The organism is uncultured Microbulbifer sp., from assembly GCF_947504145.1.
In the GTDB taxonomy this organism is placed as follows: domain Bacteria; phylum Pseudomonadota; class Gammaproteobacteria; order Pseudomonadales; family Cellvibrionaceae; genus Microbulbifer.
In genome coordinates this window covers 11,892-28,520 of record NZ_CANNGQ010000008.1, presented here as the reverse complement: position 1 = coordinate 28,520, position 16,629 = coordinate 11,892, and the positions used below count along the sequence as shown (strand labels likewise).

14 protein-coding genes are annotated in these 16,629 nt (G+C 58.8%); 1 reads left to right on the top strand and 13 read right to left on the bottom strand.

All coding sequences use genetic code 11. The annotated features are described in order from the left end of the window. Positions 1–295: 295 nt before the first annotated feature. Positions 296–2,575, bottom strand: a complete 2,280-nt coding sequence (locus Q1A74_RS18120; protein WP_299599641.1) for a DUF1631 domain-containing protein — start codon at positions 2,573–2,575, stop codon at positions 296–298. A gap of 416 nt (positions 2,576–2,991) precedes the next feature. Between Q1A74_RS18120 and nadC the strand changes: the two genes are divergently transcribed. Further along, positions 2,992–3,849 carry a carboxylating nicotinate-nucleotide diphosphorylase gene (gene nadC / locus Q1A74_RS18115; RefSeq protein ID WP_299599640.1) on the top strand — a complete coding sequence of 286 codons (858 nt, stop codon included), beginning with the start codon at positions 2,992–2,994 and terminating at the stop codon, positions 3,847–3,849. A 27-nt stretch (positions 3,850–3,876) separates the two neighbouring features. On the opposite strand, the gene Q1A74_RS18110 is transcribed toward nadC, so the two are convergent. The 12 genes from Q1A74_RS18110 to ccoN form a co-directional block, all read right to left on the bottom strand. Next, positions 3,877–4,272 (bottom strand): GtrA family protein, encoded by a 396-nt coding sequence (locus Q1A74_RS18110; protein ID WP_299599638.1) that lies wholly within the window; start codon positions 4,270–4,272, stop codon positions 3,877–3,879. 69 nt (positions 4,273–4,341) lie between these two features. Next, entirely contained in the window at positions 4,342–5,811 is a 1,470-nt protein-coding gene (locus Q1A74_RS18105) for a hypothetical protein (protein ID WP_299599636.1), read from the bottom strand. A 40-nt stretch (positions 5,812–5,851) separates the two neighbouring features. Then, positions 5,852–7,291 (bottom strand): isoprenylcysteine carboxylmethyltransferase family protein, encoded by a 1,440-nt coding sequence (locus tag Q1A74_RS18100; protein WP_299599634.1) that lies wholly within the window; start codon positions 7,289–7,291, stop codon positions 5,852–5,854. A 182-nt stretch (positions 7,292–7,473) separates the two neighbouring features. Continuing rightward, complete coding sequence (locus Q1A74_RS18095; protein WP_299599632.1) at positions 7,474–8,367, bottom strand: sulfite exporter TauE/SafE family protein; 894 nt, start codon at positions 8,365–8,367, stop codon at positions 7,474–7,476. 14 nt (positions 8,368–8,381) lie between these two features. Further along, a complete protein-coding gene (ccoS, locus tag Q1A74_RS18090; RefSeq protein WP_299599630.1) occupies positions 8,382–8,621 on the bottom strand; it encodes a cbb3-type cytochrome oxidase assembly protein CcoS in 240 nt (79 codons plus the stop codon). Between the two features lie 26 nt (positions 8,622–8,647). Beyond that, positions 8,648–11,152, bottom strand: a complete 2,505-nt coding sequence (locus tag Q1A74_RS18085; protein ID WP_299599621.1) for a heavy metal translocating P-type ATPase — start codon at positions 11,150–11,152, stop codon at positions 8,648–8,650. Between the two features lie 4 nt (positions 11,153–11,156). Next, positions 11,157–11,693 (bottom strand): FixH family protein, encoded by a 537-nt coding sequence (locus Q1A74_RS18080; RefSeq protein WP_299599619.1) that lies wholly within the window; start codon positions 11,691–11,693, stop codon positions 11,157–11,159. A gap of 15 nt (positions 11,694–11,708) precedes the next feature. Then, positions 11,709–13,124: a cytochrome c oxidase accessory protein CcoG gene (gene ccoG, locus Q1A74_RS18075; RefSeq protein ID WP_299599617.1), complete on the bottom strand. Its 1,416-nt coding sequence runs from the start codon at positions 13,122–13,124 to the stop codon at positions 11,709–11,711. Positions 13,125–13,283: 159 nt separating this feature from the next. Then, positions 13,284–14,192: a cytochrome-c oxidase, cbb3-type subunit III gene (gene ccoP, locus Q1A74_RS18070; protein WP_299599615.1), complete on the bottom strand. Its 909-nt coding sequence runs from the start codon at positions 14,190–14,192 to the stop codon at positions 13,284–13,286. Next, entirely contained in the window at positions 14,189–14,413 is a 225-nt protein-coding gene (locus Q1A74_RS18065) for a cbb3-type cytochrome c oxidase subunit 3 (RefSeq protein WP_299599613.1), read from the bottom strand. The genes ccoP and Q1A74_RS18065 overlap by 4 nt, the downstream gene beginning before the upstream one ends. A gap of 14 nt (positions 14,414–14,427) precedes the next feature. Further along, positions 14,428–15,045, bottom strand: a complete 618-nt coding sequence (ccoO, locus tag Q1A74_RS18060) for a cytochrome-c oxidase, cbb3-type subunit II (protein ID WP_299599611.1) — start codon at positions 15,043–15,045, stop codon at positions 14,428–14,430. A gap of 12 nt (positions 15,046–15,057) precedes the next feature. Continuing rightward, the gene (gene ccoN / locus Q1A74_RS18055) at positions 15,058–16,518 is read right to left on the bottom strand and encodes a cytochrome-c oxidase, cbb3-type subunit I (protein WP_299599609.1); all 1,461 of its coding nucleotides are present in this window, start codon (positions 16,516–16,518) and stop codon (positions 15,058–15,060) included. Positions 16,519–16,629: the final 111 nt, after the last annotated feature.

Below are 16,629 nucleotides of genomic sequence, written 5' to 3'. Positions count from 1 at the left end.
TCAATCTTTCTCGTAAGGCACACTCTATCGCGGATCAAGTGGTTTGCGCCTGAAAAATTAGAACTATTGCTCAATATCCGGCAAACAAATACGACACGCAAGTGCCAATTAGGGCCAATTCCCCTAAAAAAAGTAGGAACTTAATCGGGAGTCACAAAAGTCAGGAGGGTACTTGCGCAAAAGGGAGTGCGGCAAACAAAGTTCACCGCCAAATAGAGGATTTAACTGACAAATATTTCAGTTTTATTACGAACTCTAGTCCTGACGGGCGAGCAAAAAATGTCGCCCGCCAGAATCAGCTCATCTCGCCGCGGGACTTGCGCACGGTGCCAATCACCGACTGAAGCGCGCGCTCGAACAGCATACCGTCATCCAACGGCATCAGTTGCGCATTACGCAGTGCATGCGCTAGCTCCATTCGGGTAAATTCAGCAACCTTGGCACCGTTGCGGTTCACAAAAATAAACTGGTCGATGTCCTTGATTACCGCCGCGAGGCGACAGCGGAACTGTTCTTCATCACCGCGTTTGAGCTCAAACCAGCTGCCCTGCGCCAAGCGGAAGGTCTGCTGCCAATGGGAATCACTCTGTGAAAGCGCCTCCGCTTCACTGGCAGACTCCACTGCAACTTCCGCCTTGGCAACCACCTGCTCCAGCTCTTCCATTTGCGGAAGCTCGACAACAGGTTCTGCGGGTTGCACCTCGGTGACTTCAATCTGAGCAGCTTCCGCCTGCACCACTTCGGCGTCATTGCTGCGTTCTTCATTTACTTCGTCACGCACTTCGTCGCGTGCCTTGCGGCTGCGCTCTTCGGCGATGCGCTGCGCCAGCGCAAAACGCTCCCGATACACCTCCTTCAGCCCGGTGAACATACGGCGGGCATCGAAGGTATTCAGAGAAACCGCCTCAACACCGGCCTTCAGCCGCTCTTGCAGGGCAGGCAACAGGCCCAGCAACTGCTTGCGACTATCTGGCATGGGGGCGTGCACGCTCCACACAAGATCCCTTGCGGTGCGTACATCGCGGTTCCAGCTTTCACTGTCTGTCCCCTCTTTAATGCAGGTCAGGAACAGCATGTTGGACCAAACTTTCTCCAACCACTCAGAGACAACCGGCGGCAGATCACGCTCCGCCATCAACGCGTCCATTACCGCAGACACACGCGCCCTGGCAGCCTGGGTTTTTGCCTTGCCATCGGCCTCATCAACAATCCGTCGCTCCAGCTTTTCTGCGCGCTTGCGCTCACGCAGGATGAACTCGCGAAAGGACTCCAGCAGTGTGGAGAAAATATTGATGTCCTGGTCGAACTCCGCCAGAACTCTGGCTACGACCTCGCTGATCTTCTTGAACAGCGGGTCGGACTGGTAATTGTCTTTGGCCTGCCAGCCGGTGGCGGCATCCGCCAGTTCGTTCAGCAGCTTGCGCGCGGGGTGCCCGCCCTTACTGAAGAAGGATTTATCGGCAATGGCCACTTTCAATAAGGGCAATTGCAAACGCCCCAACTGGGACTTGATCGGTTCGGCGAGATTGCGATCTTCGAGGATGAAGGAAAACAACATCTCGACCAGCTTGATGATGTCACTGTCCATTTTTGCCAGTGACGCAGACTGACGCACTTCCATCAGGCGCTGCTGAAGCAGATTGCCGACATTCAGCAGCTGGATTTCTTCGCCTTCATAGCTTTCCGGGAGGTGGCTCTGCAGTGCCCCCAGGTGCGTCAGCAGATCTTGCGGGGGCATCGGCGCAACACCAGCGCCCAGCGGCACCAGGCCGTGTCCGCCCACTGGCGCTGAGCCGCTGTTGGAATATGACGAGTCCGGTGCTTGCTGCCCGCCCTGCATACCCTGAGTCCGCGGCGCCGGGCGCTGTTGGCGCGCCGCACGGCGTTGCTGCTTCAGAGACGGCAATACACCGTGGTCAACGAATAGATCGTTGCACTGCTCGTACAGCTTACCCAGATTCACCATCACCAGCTGCTCGAATTTTTTGAGCAGGGTCAAACGCGCGCGAATATGCAGGTCCAGCGGACGGCAAGCCTCAATAAACGCATCGCAGATCGCGTCCGGGCCAATGGGATTGTTCTTGTCGTAGATTCTGACGGAGAGAAGCGTGTTCAGACGCAGGGAAATCTCGGTGAGCGGCTCGGAAAAATCCCGTTTTGCATTGGCCACCATGGTATCCACGGCCACCAGTTGCTCAAGATCGTCGTTGTGTACCAGAGACAGGTTGTCCGCAGAATACGGATCGTCCTTTTCATCGGTAGACGATTCACGCACCAGGAATGCGCTACCCAGATTCACGGAAAAGCGCTCAACCACTTTGCGGCGCTCAACCCGCAACAGGCGCAGCGCCTGGAACAGGCCGTCCTGTTCTTCCTGGCCGTGGGCCTTCTCGGCCATGGCAAACAGCGAATCGTCCACTTTGGCAAAGACCAGCTTGGCCTGCTCGGCGAGCAGTGCCTGGGCCTTGTCCCTTACAGCGGTTACGGATGCGGGCAGGCTGAGAGTGCGCTTGGCCTCTCTCTGCTGCTCCTTGTACACACCCTGCATGGATACCACGTTATTGGAGTCTTTCATTGCCACATAGCCTTGGCCGGCCGCCCCGCTACGGGGAACTACAAGGGCTGCCGGGAGATGCAACCGCAGATGGCTCTGGGAAACCAGCTGCGAACCTGTTTATTTGTTGTTCGAGCCTGCGGGGAAACCCACCCGGTACATTACAACTCCGGGATCCCCTGCGCGGACCAAGCGATTTTGGTCGACGGTAGATTCTACGGACTACCGCGCCAATAGCACAACCGTATCGTCGCTGGCGCCTGTATATTTGAGGGTATTTGAGACCATCGTCACAAGCATCGCTGACGCTCGGTCGGTGTCGCTCACAATCTCACCAGAATGAACACTTTCTGTCGGCCACCCCACAGGCTATGCACGGCTGACAGCAGCGCGCTACATTTTGCTAGTATGCGCACCGCCATATTCGAGGATTTCACATGACTCCAGCCACCGCCAATATCCCAAACTTACTGAAAGACATCGAACGCAGCGTGCGCGAGGCCCTGGCCGAGGATGTTGGCGATGGGGATATCACTGCACAATTGATTCCCGCAGAGCGTCAGGCGCGCGCCCGCGTAATCACCCGGGAAGACTGTGTCTTTTGTGGCAAGGCCTGGGTGGACGAGGTGTTCCGCCAGCTGGATCCAGCGCTGGAGGTGATCTGGTATGTGCAAGACGGTGAGCGAGTGCACGCTGACAGTACACTATTTGAACTGGCTGGCAACGCAAGAAGCATTCTGACCGGCGAGCGGTCCGCGCTGAACTTTGTGCAAACGCTTTCAGGCACTGCGACCACCGCGGCAACCTATGCTGCGCTGACCAAGGGCTCCGAGATCAAGATTCTGGATACCCGCAAAACCATTCCGGGCCTGCGCACTGCGCAAAAATACGCGGTGCTGTGCGGCGGTTGCGACAATCATCGCATCGGCCTTTTTGATGCCTTTTTGATCAAAGAAAACCATATTACCGCTGCCGGCGGCATCGACAATGCGGTCCGACAGGCACACCAGATCAAACCGGGCGCACTGGTCGAAGTGGAAGTAGAAAGCATTGCTGAGCTGTCCCAGGCGCTGGACGCAGGAGCCGATGTGATCATGCTGGATGAGTTTACCGACGAGATGACGGCAGACGCCCTCAAACTGGCCGAGGGGCGCGCGAAGATTGAGATATCCGGCAGTGTGAACGAAGAGCGCCTGCAGCAACTCTCAGGGTTGGCGGTGGATTACATATCTTCCGGCAGCCTCACCAAACACCTGCGCGCCATTGATCTGTCACTGCGACTGATCGAGGAGTAATAGGCAAGCCGGCCGCATCTGCATAACTCAGTATGTTTGCGGACTGGTCTCTTCTCGGTAGATCCACAAGTGGTGCAAAAGGTAGTTGCTGAACAATGTGACCAGCGTCGCCACAACCTGGGCAATCAGATACGGGGTCACCACCAGCACCAGATAGAAGCACAGGGTGTTCACCCCCAGCCCCACGCCAACCACCACCACAAATCGCGGCAGAGCCTGGCGGTGCCCTGCCCGGCCGCGGAAGGTGATATGAAAATTCAGCAGGTAACTGACGAGCGCACCACAACCGTATGCCAGGGCCGACGCCCAGACCGGCGCCACCTCGGCCAGCTCGATCAGCATAACCAGCGCAAGGTACTGCGTCGCGGTGGCGAAGCCACCTACCGCAACAAAGCTGCCGAACCGCCCGATCAGCCTCAGCATTGACGCCTCCCGAGCGAGTATATGTTGTGCACTTTCCTGTTTTTTACGGGTTCAGGGTTTTGCATGGAGTCAAACCAGAACCGGCTCTTTTTCCGGCACGTCCATTTCAACGCCCGCTGTCGCGTCCCCGGGTACCTTTTCCGACTCCGGCAGTGCCATGTGCTCTGCGTTCTCTTGCGCAATCGACGGCTTCCGTCGGCGCAGTGCCGCAACCAGCACTACCGCCTGCACCAACAGTATCCCCTCCAGCGGTTTGCGATAGCGCCCTTCGTTGACCGCAAGCGGCAAAAACCCCTGCACCAGTATCCAGGTAAATAAGAGCACCGCCAGCAGTCGCGCATTGCCGAGCCGACACCACAGTAATGCCGTACCCAGCAACAGCAGCAGCGTGGCAGGCGTCCATATCCAGCGGCTGTGGTGGTTTACCGCTTCCAACCAACGCTCGCGATTATTGTCCGGCCAGGAAGAACCGAAAAATAAATAGATAAGGTTTTCTTTAGCCAGGAACAGATATCGGTCCAGCGTCATGGGATAGCGGTTCATCGCCCGTGCCCAGTCTTCGCTGGCGTGCTCGATACGCACCCGCGCGTGTACCCGCCCTTCCCGTGCCGTGGTCCAGTCGCTCAGCGGCGCGAAAGGCTTTTCTCCCGTGGACGGCGAGCCAAACCCGTAGGTCCAGCGGGCACCTTCGCGACTGTAATCAATCCCGATTTCACGGTTTCCGGAGCGCACATACAGCGCATTCAACTGGCCGATACCATGAGGCGACAGCAGGTTCATGGCGGCGTGACTGCGAATAGTGAGCGGCCCCATCACCAGCAACAACAGCAGCAGGCAGTAGCCAGCCTTGGCCACTTTTTGCGGCTGGATCAGCCACAGCCAAGTTGTCGCCACGGCGGCAAACGGAATCGCAATACCGCGAGTCAGGCCCGCGGCAATCCAAAAGCCCACCATAAGCATAAAGCTGGCCAGCGTCTGTTTGCGGCGACAGCGCCAGGTCGCGTAGAGAGCCGCACCCAGCAGCGGCAGCAGGAGCGTCTCCTGCATGAAATAGCTGTAGATGGCAATCCAGGATGGCAGTAGAGAGATAGCCGCCCACACCGCCGTTGCCTGCAGGCGGCCGGGTAGTAATTCGCGGGCGAAGCGGTACCAGATCCAGGGAGTAACGCAGGCCAACAGCGCCGTGTACAGCGCAATCAGCAAGGGTTCGCCCAAGGTCATCTTGGCGAGCAGTCCGATATAGAGCTGATACATCACCGGATCGGTGAGGGTCATAGGGTCGGTGCGCAGGGTTTCAGTGCCCTGCTCCCAGTGCCGCTGGGGGTCGCTCCAGATATGGTGGATCGGGTTATAGGCAAAAATCTGGTCTACACGCAGCCAGATCCCGATGGCGATCAACAGGTACAAGCCCGCATACAGCCACCAGCGACGATTGACCTGTGTCAGCCCCGGGGGCAGCAACGGCAATCTGTGGTGATACCCGTATCGATGCCGGAACAGCTGCCCGAATGGTTGTTCAAACAAACTTCCCCACTTCATCGCTCCTGCCCTTCCGCAATGAACGCGGACAACGTCCCACTCACGCCGGTTCGGCCTGGGCTTGACCGCCTTTCAACCCCGAAATCAGAGGTTCCGCTGGCGTGTTGTCGCCAGAATTGAACAACCGGCCATGACCGAAGCGCAGCACAGGTAACCACCGCCCGAGGAAAGCAAAGGTGCCGCGCTGTTCGATGTAACGCGCGTAAGCCACATAGGTTGGGTCCCAGGACAGATGGCGCTCTTCAGTGCGCGCGCGCATGAAATAAATGAAGTTCACCAGCAACAGCAGCAGCGAGTGCCGCAGAGCTTCGGGCCCACTGGCGCTGACCATAAATGGCATGGAGATCATCCACCAGGAAATATTCTTGCTGATATACGCCGGGTGCTTGGTAAAGCGGTACGGACCGTTGGTGAGAATGCCCCGGTGGGTCAGATTAGAGAAACGGATACCGAAGGGGATACTCGCCCATACATAAATCGCGATCAGCAACAGGATACCTGTGCCCCAGATGCCGTACATCATCGGCGTATCCCAGAACCAGAAGCCCCAGGCTGGCGCGTCGTCGTATTTCAGGTAGGTGCCGGAGAACAGGCTCCAGAATGGCTGGTAGCCGATCAGGGCCACCCCCCAGCCGAGAAAGCTGGGTTCCGCGGTGCGGATATGGGAATCAAACAGGCGCAGGGTGCACACATAACCGACGGTCACGAACAGCAGGTCAATGTAAAACAGGAAGTTGAAGGTGAAATCGAACACCGCTTTGAAGCTGCCGAACAGACGCTCGAACTCAAAATTCAGCAGTGTGTTCAGGTTGTTGCCCATGTAGACGAACATCAGCGGCAGGAAGAACAACTTCACCAGCCAACCGAGATATAGCTGCCCCACCGCCTTGCCGGAAACACCCTTGCGATTACCCAGAACCCAACTGCCCAGCTGCCAGTAGCTGTCTTTGGGCTCGGCCATGGCACCGTCGAGAAGGTAAAAATAGGGCACCGCCAGCAGCATCCACCAGGGCAATACCGCGCGCACTACAGAGAAATAGTTGTCGTAGAAGGAGCCGTGATATTCCGGGAACAACCAGTACACAAAGCCCACGGACCCCACCGCCAGGTAAAAGCCCAGCAGCTTCACTGCAGTGCGGCGCAGACTGTGATTTTTGCGGCGGAAATCGAGCCCCGCAGAAGGATTGCGGTAGGGTTTGAGAAACAGCCATTCCAGCACAATGATCGGCAGCGCCAGGGCGACGGCCACGATCACCAGAGACTGGGTTCTCACGGTCAGATCCTGGCCGTACTCCCGCAGCCACACCACCGCCGCCAGAGACACCGCCAGGGCAAACACATTAATCCACACACTGGTGGGGGCCTCGGGGCAGCCGACACCATCTGTGGGCACTTGAGCCTCAGCCTTTTGACGTCCGGAGCTGGGGTTTTGCTGGCCGGCGCTGTTCGCCTTGGCCGATCTGCTTTTTATTTTTTTCATGCTGAATCCAACTGGGTACTACATGAGCACTACACGACTTACAGCCCGCCACAGACCTCCATGCGCCAGGGCGCTCGCCAATAACAGGGAAGTGGCCAGACCAAAGGTCAGAATTCCGCCAGTTTACCCCCATCGGCTCCCGGCTTCCACGGCATAACCGCCAGCGGCCTGCGGGACGGGAATCAGTCGGCAGTCCCGGCGCCGGGTTCTTCGTCATCGGAGCCTGCATCATGCGCGTCAGACCTATGATGATCCTGATGATTGTCGTGGTGACGATGGTTATGAGAAGAGTGCGCCGCTTCCTCATCGGCATCCACAGCTTCTGTATGTGACGCTTCCGCGCCCGCCATCGGCTCCTTCTGGGGAGAGTGATGCTGGTGAGCATCGTGTGACCCATGCCCCTCATGCCCTCCATGCCCTGCAGCCCCCCACAGCGTCCACACGCCAAAAGTAAACACGAGCAGCGCCATAGCGAGGCGTACCCCGGGCTTCTGAACCAGTGTACGCAACCGCGCCGCGGCAGCGCCGGTGGCCAGTACCGCAGGCACCGTGCCGAGACCAAAGGCGAGCATGGCAAGCGCAGCCTGTGCGCCGCTGCCCTGTGCCAGGGCAAAGGCCAGCGCGCTGTATACCAGCCCACAGGGCAGCCACCCCCACAATGCACCGAGTGCGATAGCCTGAGGCGTCGAGTTGACCGGCAGCAATTTGCGCGACAATGGCTGAATAGCTCGCCACAACACGGCCCCACCGCGCTCGAGCCAGACCAGCCCCCGCCACCAGTCGGCCAGGTAGAGCGCCATGGCAATCAGCATCAGCCCCGCAATAATCCGCAGCGGTGCCAGCCCGCTGGCGATATCCGTAGCCAAATAGGCGCCCAGAACCCCCACCAGCAAACCCATCAGCGAGTAGCTGGCCACACGGCCGGTGGAATAGCCGATCAGTCGCGGCCAGGCAGGCTTCTGTCCGGGCACCGCAAGGCCCAGAGCACCGGAAATTCCCCCGCACATTCCGATGCAGTGGCTACTGCCAAAAAACCCGATGGCCAGCGCTGCACCCAAGGTACTCCAGTCAAGCATTCCCAAATCCGGCATCAGTGATGCTCCGCGGAATCATCGGTTTTTTTGCGGACTTGCTGCCCTGCCTCCGGCGCATCAGCCTCACCTGGAGCCGGGGGTTGCGACCGAGCGCGGGGCTCGTCGTCAAACAGGATGCGGCGCCCTTCGGTCTCAAGATCGTCGTACTGGCCGCTGTTGACCGCCCAGAAGAACAGTTTTACCGCGCAGGCAACGAAAAAAATAACGATGGGAACCAGCAGGAAAATACTGTCCACGACAACCTCGGGAAACGTACGTCAAATTAACCGGCAGAATACTGCCAACGGGACAGGCGCAGGGCGTTGGCCACCACCAGCAACGAGCTCAGGGACATGCCAATGGCCGCCGCCCAGGGCGGCACCATCCCCAAAAAGGCGAGCGGCAAAGCCAGCACGTTGTAGAGAATCGCCCAGGCCAGATTCTGACGAATAATTGTGCGGCACTTGCGGGCCAATGCAAAGGCCCGCGGCAATGCCCGCAAGTCCCCCTGCAGCAGAATTGCGTCAGCGCGAGACTGCGCCAGGTCCGCCGCCGACATCATGGCAACGGACACATCCGCTCCCGACAGCACCGGCACGTCGTTGATACCGTCGCCCACCATCAACAGTCGCTGCCCTTCCGATTGCAGCGCGCGCAGGTGGGCCAGTTTCTGCTCCGGCGCCACACCACCGCGAAACTCGCCGATTCCGGTAGCCTCAGCCAGCCGCGGCACTTCCGCGGACTGATCGCCGCTCAGCAGCTCGGTGCCCAACCCCTGCTGTTGCAACTCGGCAATCGATTCCGCCGCCGTCGGCCGCACCTCATCCCCCAGGCACAGCCAGGCAATGGGGCCCGCGGTATCGCCCAGCAACAGCCACTGCCCCTGCTCTTGCGGTGTTTCAGGCACCGGAGCGGCATCCGCCAGTTCGCCAACAAAGTCCGGGCGCCCGAGCCGATAGGCCACCTCCCCGCAGACTCCGGACACACCGCGTCCGGTGACTGAATGCAGGTCCCGCGCGGCACGGTTGCCGGACCAGGGGCGAAACGCACGCGCCAGCGGGTGATTGGTGTAACTCTCCAGTGCCGCGGCGATATCCCGCACTTCGGCTTCATCAAAACGATCGCGCAATATACGAATGGACCGCAAGCGAGGCTCGCCTTCCGTCAGCGTGCCGGTTTTGTCGAAGATCGCCCGGGTTAGCCTGGGCAGGGTTTCCAATACATGCCCCCGCGCCACCAGCAACCCCAGCTGCTGCAGACGCAAAGTAGCCGCTGCCAGCGCGGCGGGTGTCGCAAGCGACAGCGCACAGGGACAGGTGACCACCAACACGGAAAGGGCGATCCAGAACGCTCGATCCGGCGCCTGTTGCCACCAGAATACGAAAGCCGCTACCGCGATACACAAGACTGCGGCAATAAACCGCCCCGCAATCCGGTCCGCCAGCGCGACTTGAGAGGGCTTGTCTAGCTGGGCCTGCTCGACCAGCTTCTCGATGGCCGACAGGCGTGTGCTGCCCCCGGCCGCGCTGACACGCACGGTCAGTGAGGAATCACCGTTCACGCTACCGGCAAACACCGGACTCCCTTGCGCCTTCTGCTGCAGGGCAGACTCACCGGTGAGTATTGATTCATCCACGCCGCTGGCGCCATCGGTCACGATGCCGTCGGCGGGTACCGTATCTCCGGGCCGCAGCAGTATCCGGTCGCCCACCGCCAGCGCCGTTACTGGCACCGACTCGGGAGCAGCTGATTCATCGGTGAAACGCAGCGCGGCCAGCGGCAACAGCTGCGCCAACCCACCGCTGGCCAGCCCCGCGCGATGACGCGCGCGCATCTCCACCGAGCGCCCCAGTAGCAGGAAGAAGGTGAACATGGAAACCGATTCAAAGTAGACCTCGCCGGTTTCAAATACCGTGGCGTAGACGCTGGCTGCGTAGGCCAGACCGATGGCGAGCGAAACCGGCACGTCCATCACCAGCTGCCCACTGCGCAGCGCCCGCCAGGCGGCCGCAAAAAAAGGCTGCGCCGCATAACACACCACTGGCGTGGCCACTACGAGAGAAACCCAGCGGAAAAACTGCTCGAACTGGCTGTCGATGCCCTTGCTGTCACCGAAATAGAGGGCGACGGCAAACATCATCACCTGCATGGTGCCAAGCCCGGCAACGCCGAGGCGACGCATGGAGGCGCGGCGCTCCTGCAGGATCAGGCGCTCACTATTCGCGGCGGTAGCCGGCGACGGGCGATAACCAATGGAAGACAGGGAAGAAAATAGAAGACTGACTGGCAGCAGCTCGGGATCGAACACAATCTGCGCGCGGTGGGTACTGGCGTTGACCGATACCCGCTCCACCCCGGGCAGGCGCGCGAGGTGCTTTTCGATCAGCCAGACACAGGCTGCACAGGTAATACCGCTGACCAGCAGGCTCGCCACACGCAGCGGCGACCCGGGCTCGGCCGTGGCGCCGGCTTCCGAGTATTCACGAACGAATTCACCCTGCACTTCCGGCAGATCATAAGCACTCCAGCGGTCATTCGGCGCGTCCGAATCCGGGCGCTCACTGTTTTGCTCACGGAAGCGATAGAAGTTATCCAGCCCACCGGCAACAATGGCCCCCGCCACGGCTTCACAGCCCGGACAGCACATGGGCCGGCGCGCGCCATCAATCGACACGGAATACTGGCTACCGGGCGCAACCGGCAGGCCGCAATGGTAGCAGTCCGCGACTTCCGCCCCGGATGTGGCGGCACTGGGAGATCGCGACGAAAGTGTGAGCGGGTCTGTCATGGGCTCACTGCTCGATCGGCTTCAGGGGCACTCCATTGCCTAGATTGAAGTTGATCTCGCCCTTAAGACGCCAGATGGCGTCGCGAAACTGCTCGGGATCCAGCTCCGGCATCAACAGCAGGTACCAGCGATGTTGCAGTGGTGCCTCTACCTGGCCGCGATAGCGACCGATGGAGATCTGCTCAAGTACGATGTGCTCGTCAAGATCCGCTTCCACCGGGTGACTGAGGGTCAACAGCAACTGTTCCGGATACTCGATATCGCCGCGCAGATCGAAGGTCACGGTTTTGTTCTGCGGAGAAAACAGTAGCATGCCCGCCAGCCCCAGCGCCCGGGCACGCTCATCCTGCTCGGCACTGTAGTGGTACATGCGGCTATCCTTGTAATAGGTGTCGCTCACCACGTCGTCTCCATAACGCACGGCGATCGACACCATGGTCAGTGAGACGATCACCACCACCACCAGTGGCGCCATCACCACCCAGAACCAGGGCTCGCGATACCAGACGCCCGGCACTTCTTTTTCAACGCTTTGTGTCACTGACTGTTCAACCATTTATTTGGGGCCGATAAACACCGTCTTGTGACGGTCTTCGAGTTCTGGCGCATCCTTGGCCTGGATCACGATCACGATATCGTGCTTGTAATCCTTGAGCTGCGCTTTGGGCACACTCACCCGGATGGGGACAGAGTATATCTCGCCCGGGCGCAACTGAATGCCCCGCTGCATGCGCAGGGCGTAGTCGTAGCCGGGCTTGCCTTCAACGCGAACGCTAAACTGGTGGGGCTTCTGGTCCATATTGTTGATTTTGACCGTATACACGTTCTGCACCATGCCCTGGGAGATCCGGTACATACGCGCACCGCGATCCCGCTGCACTTCGGCCTGTACCGGAGAGCGGGTCAACACCTGCTGGGCAAACAGGCCGAACATCAACAGCAGTACCAACCCGTAGCCAATCAACCGCGGCCGCACATACTGAGTCTTCCCAGTCTCCAGCTCATCCTCAGACGTAAACCGGATCAGCCCCTGCGGATACTCCATCTTGTCCATCACACTGTTGCAGGCATCCACGCACAAGCCGCAGTTGATGCACTCGTACTGCATGCCATCGCGGATATCGATATCCACCGGACACACCTGCACGCACCAGTAGCAATCGATACAGTCGCCCAAACCCTGGGATTTGTAATCGATATTTTTCTTACGTGGGCCCCGCGCCTCACCCCGTCGCGCATCGTAATGCACGGCGATGGTGTCTTTGTCGTACATCACCGACTGAAAGCGTGCATAAGGGCACATGTACTTGCACACCTGCTCGCGCATAAACCCGGCATTGAAATAGGTGGCAAAGGCAAAGAAGGCAACCCAGAAAGCGCCCTGGGGATGGGCGGTAAACGTGGCGAGGTCGACCACAAGATCGCGGATACCATAAAAATACCCGACAAAAGCCAGTGCCGTCGCCAGAGAGATGATCAACCAGATGGTGTGGGTGCCACCCTTGCGTAGCACTTTCTCAACGCCCCAGGGCGCCGCATCCAGCTTCATCCGCTTGCTGCGATCCCCCTCACACACCCGCTCCGCCCAGATGAACATTAGCGTCCACACGGTCTGCGGGCAGGTAAAACCGCACCAGACACGACCGAGCCAGGTGGTAATGGCAAACAGGGCAAAGGCAGAAATGATCAGCAGCCACGCCAGCAGAAAACCATCCTGGGGACCAAAGGTTGTCCAGAAGATATGAAACTGGCGCGCAGGGAGATCGAAGTGCACAGCCTGGTGCCCATCAATGTTCAGCCAGGGGATAAAGAAGAAGGCCAGCAGAAGTGGCAAACCGGTGTATTTGCGGATACGGGTGAACACGCCGCGGATATGGCGAATGTACACCTTGTCGTCAGACTCATAGAGCATGCGATAGCGGACTTCGCCATCGCCTTCCTGCTCTTCACGGGTAGGTATTCTATCGCTCACAAAACCTCACTCACCCGACGTGAATCGGGATGGATACTGCAGTCGTTGCAATGAGGCTTGTTATTCTTCCCTGCGGTGCCCTTCCCGGCGAATTGGGCGGCGGCAAAAAGCCGCCGCCCACTCCCTCATTCGGCGCAGATGGTATTGCGCCGATAAACGTTACTGCTGCACATCTTCCTGACGCGACAGGCTGTAGACATAAGCGGCAACCAGACGGATCTTGTCTTCGCGCAACTTATCTTTCTGCGACGGCATATTGTTGCTGCGGCCACCGCGTACGGTGTGCTGAATCTCCTCGCGGCTACCGCCGTAGAGCCAGATATCGTCCGTCAGGTTGGGCGCGCCCAGTGCTATAGAGCCTTTGCCGTCAGTGCCGTGACAGGCCATACAAACGGTACCAAACACCTGTTTGCCCTTCTCAGCCATGGCGGCATCGTGCTCCTGGCCGCTGAGCGCCAGCACATACTCAGTCACATTTTTCACACCGGCCTCACCGACGACCGGCCCCTGGGGCGGCATCAGGCCCTGGCGACCATTGTGCAGGGTCTCCAGAATTTTTTCCGGAGTACCACCGTACAGCCAGTCGCTATCGGTCAAATTGGGGAAGCCGTAGTTGCCGCCGCCATCCGCACCGTGACACACAGCGCAGTTGTTGGCGAAAATCCGCGCGCCCATTTTCAGCGCTTCGCGGCTCTCGGCGATTTTCTCGATCGGCATATCCACATACTGACCGAAAGACTCCTTGAATTCCGCCTGTGCTTTGGCCTGATCCGCCTTCAGTGCACCCACGGATGTCCAGCCGGCAATACCTTTGAAATTACCCATACCCGGATAAATCACCAGATAAACAGCGGAAAACACCAGAGTCAGAATAAACAGTAAAAACCACCACTTGGGCAGTGGGTTGTCGTATTCCTCAATGCCATCGTAAATGTGGCCGGTGGTGCGGTTTTCCGGATCGTCCTGATCGTCCACCGCCACTTTACGGTTGGCAAAAAGAACCCACGTCACCAATACAAGGTTGATAAGGGTGAGCACAATTACCCAGCCACTCCAAAATGCACTCATTTGTCCTGCCCCTGTTCCTGTTTCTCATCGGCATCGTTGCCGGTACTGGTTTCGCTCTCGCGAGCGGCCTTGTCAGAAGTTTCCTGCTCGTCGGCAAATGGCAAATTGGCGTCTTCCTCAAAGCGCTTTTTGTGCTTTGGCGAAAAGGCCCACCAGCAGATTGCCAGAAAGGCAAGGGAGCCAAGCACCACGCCAACCTGCCGCAAAATGTCGATATCCAAACTGTGCCCTGCCTTTAACGTTTCTGCTGAACAAGCGTGCCCAGCTGCTGCAAATAAGCGACCAGAGCATCAATTTCGGTGACACGGCCACCGATAAACGGCTTGCTGGCATTAGCGATATCTTCATCGGTGTAGGGCACGCCCACCACGCGCATGGCACGCATCTTGGCTGCGGTGTGCTCACCGGTAATCACGTTGTCAAACAACCAGGGGTAAGACGGCATGATGGATTCCGGCACCACGTTGCGCGGATCGTACAGGTGCGCACGGTGCCACTCGTCGGAATAGCGGCCACCCACACGGGCCAGATCCGGGCCAGTACGTTTGGAGCCCCACAGGAAGGGGTGCTCATACACGTGCTCCTGGGCCATGGAGTAATGACCGTAACGCTCTACTTCCGCACGCAGCGGGCGCACCATCTGGGTGTGGCACACGTGGCAGCCTTCGCGGATATAAATATCGCGGCCTTCCAGCTCGATCGCGCCGAGCGGCTTGAGACCTGCAATCGGCACCTTGTTGTCCTTGATAAAGAACTGCGGAACGATTTCCACCAGGCCGCCAAAGCTGATTGCAACGACCACCAGTACGATCATCAGGCCGATATTCTTTTCTACGATGTCATGATTCTTCACGATCGTTTCCCCTTAAGCATTCTTCGCGATCGGCAGATTTTCGTCGTGACGCACTTCGTCTTCCCTCGGCTCGTCGGTGACGGTGCGGAACACGTTGTACGCCATCAGGAACATCCCGGTGAGGAAGAAAGCACCACCGAGCCAGCGGACGATGTAGCCCGGGTGGCTGGCAATCACGCTCTCTACGAAGCTGTAAGTCAGAGTGCCGTCCGCATTGAACGCGCGCCACATCAGACCCTGGGTAATACCGTTCACCCACATTGCGGCGATGTACAGCACGGTACCAACAGTGGCGAGCCAGAAATGCGCATTGATGAGCTTGACGCTGTACATCTCTTTGCGATTCCACAGTACCGGCACCAGGTGGTACAGGGCACCGATGGAAATCATTGCTACCCAGCCCAGCGCACCTGCGTGCACGTGACCAACGGTCCAGTCGGTGTTGTGAGAAAGCGCGTTCACGGTTTTGATGGACATCATCGGCCCTTCAAATGTGGACATACCGTAGAACGACAGAGATACCACCAGGAAGCGCAGTGTCGGGTCGGTGCGCAGCTTATGCCAGGCACCGGACAGGGTCATGATGCCGTTGATCATGCCACCCCAGGAGGGCGCCAGCAGGATGATGGACATGATCATCGCCAGGCTCTGAGTCCAGTCCGGCAGTGCGGAGTAATGCAGGTGGTGGCCACCAGCCCAGACGTAAATGGAGATCAGCGCCCAGAAGTGCACGATGGACAGCTGGTAGGAATACACCGGGCGGCCCGCCTGCTTGGGAACGAAGTAATACATGATGCCGAGGAAGGCGGCGGTCAGGAAGAAGCCTACCGCGTTGTGGCCGTACCACCACTGGATCATCGCATCGGTTGTACCCGCATAGGCCGAGTACGACTTCCACGCGGAGACCGGAATCGCCAGGTTATTGACGATGTGCAGCACCGCAATAGTGATGATGTAGGCACCGAAGAACCAGTTGGCTACATAGATATGGGAAGTGCGGCGCTTGGCAATGGTGCCGAAGAAGACGATCGCGTAAGCAATCCACACCAGCGCGATCAGGATATCGATCGGCCATTCCAGCTCGGCGTATTCTTTGGTCGACGTGATGCCCAACGGCAACGTGATCGCCGCCGCCAGAATCACAACCTGCCAACCCCAGAAGGTGAACGGGATCAGCCAGCCGCCCCACAGGCGCGTCTGGCAGGTGCGCTGCACCACGTAGTAGGAGGTCGCAAACAGCACGCTGCCACCAAACGCAAAAATCACCGCGTTGGTGTGCAGCGGACGCAGACGACCGAAGTGCGTAAACGGCTGCCAGAGATCATTCAGCGCCGGCCAGGCCAGCTGTGCGGCGATAAGAACGCCGACGCCCATTCCAACAATGCCCCAGACCACCGACATGATGGTGAACTGGCGCACGATGTTGTAGTCATAGTCCGGCAACTTGCCGGCCTCTGCCACCGTTGTCGTCATTGTGTAACTTCCGTTGCTTTTTAAGATTCGTTTCCGTCACGCGTGAGAGAGTCCGCCAATACATTAGCGGCTGTACCTCTCACGGTAGACCGGGAGGGCACAGAAGCGACG

What these genes read in the sequence shown, in the direction of transcription:
- Q1A74_RS18120 (WP_299599641.1), bottom strand. Translation starts at nt 2,575, where the DNA reads ATGAAAGACTCCAATAACGTGGTATCCATGCAGGGTGTGTACAAGGAG.
- nadC (WP_299599640.1), top strand. Translation starts at nt 2,992, where the DNA reads ATGACTCCAGCCACCGCCAATATCCCAAACTTACTGAAAGACATCGAA.
- Q1A74_RS18110 (WP_299599638.1), bottom strand. Translation starts at nt 4,272, where the DNA reads ATGCTGAGGCTGATCGGGCGGTTCGGCAGCTTTGTTGCGGTAGGTGGC.
- Q1A74_RS18105 (WP_299599636.1), bottom strand. Translation starts at nt 5,811, where the DNA reads ATGAAGTGGGGAAGTTTGTTTGAACAACCATTCGGGCAGCTGTTCCGG.
- Q1A74_RS18100 (WP_299599634.1), bottom strand. Translation starts at nt 7,291, where the DNA reads ATGAAAAAAATAAAAAGCAGATCGGCCAAGGCGAACAGCGCCGGCCAG.
- Q1A74_RS18095 (WP_299599632.1), bottom strand. Translation starts at nt 8,367, where the DNA reads ATGCTTGACTGGAGTACCTTGGGTGCAGCGCTGGCCATCGGGTTTTTT.
- Q1A74_RS18085 (WP_299599621.1), bottom strand. Translation starts at nt 11,152, where the DNA reads ATGACAGACCCGCTCACACTTTCGTCGCGATCTCCCAGTGCCGCCACA.
- ccoP (WP_299599615.1), bottom strand. Translation starts at nt 14,192, where the DNA reads ATGAGTGCATTTTGGAGTGGCTGGGTAATTGTGCTCACCCTTATCAAC.
- ccoN (WP_299599609.1), bottom strand. Translation starts at nt 16,518, where the DNA reads ATGACGACAACGGTGGCAGAGGCCGGCAAGTTGCCGGACTATGACTAC.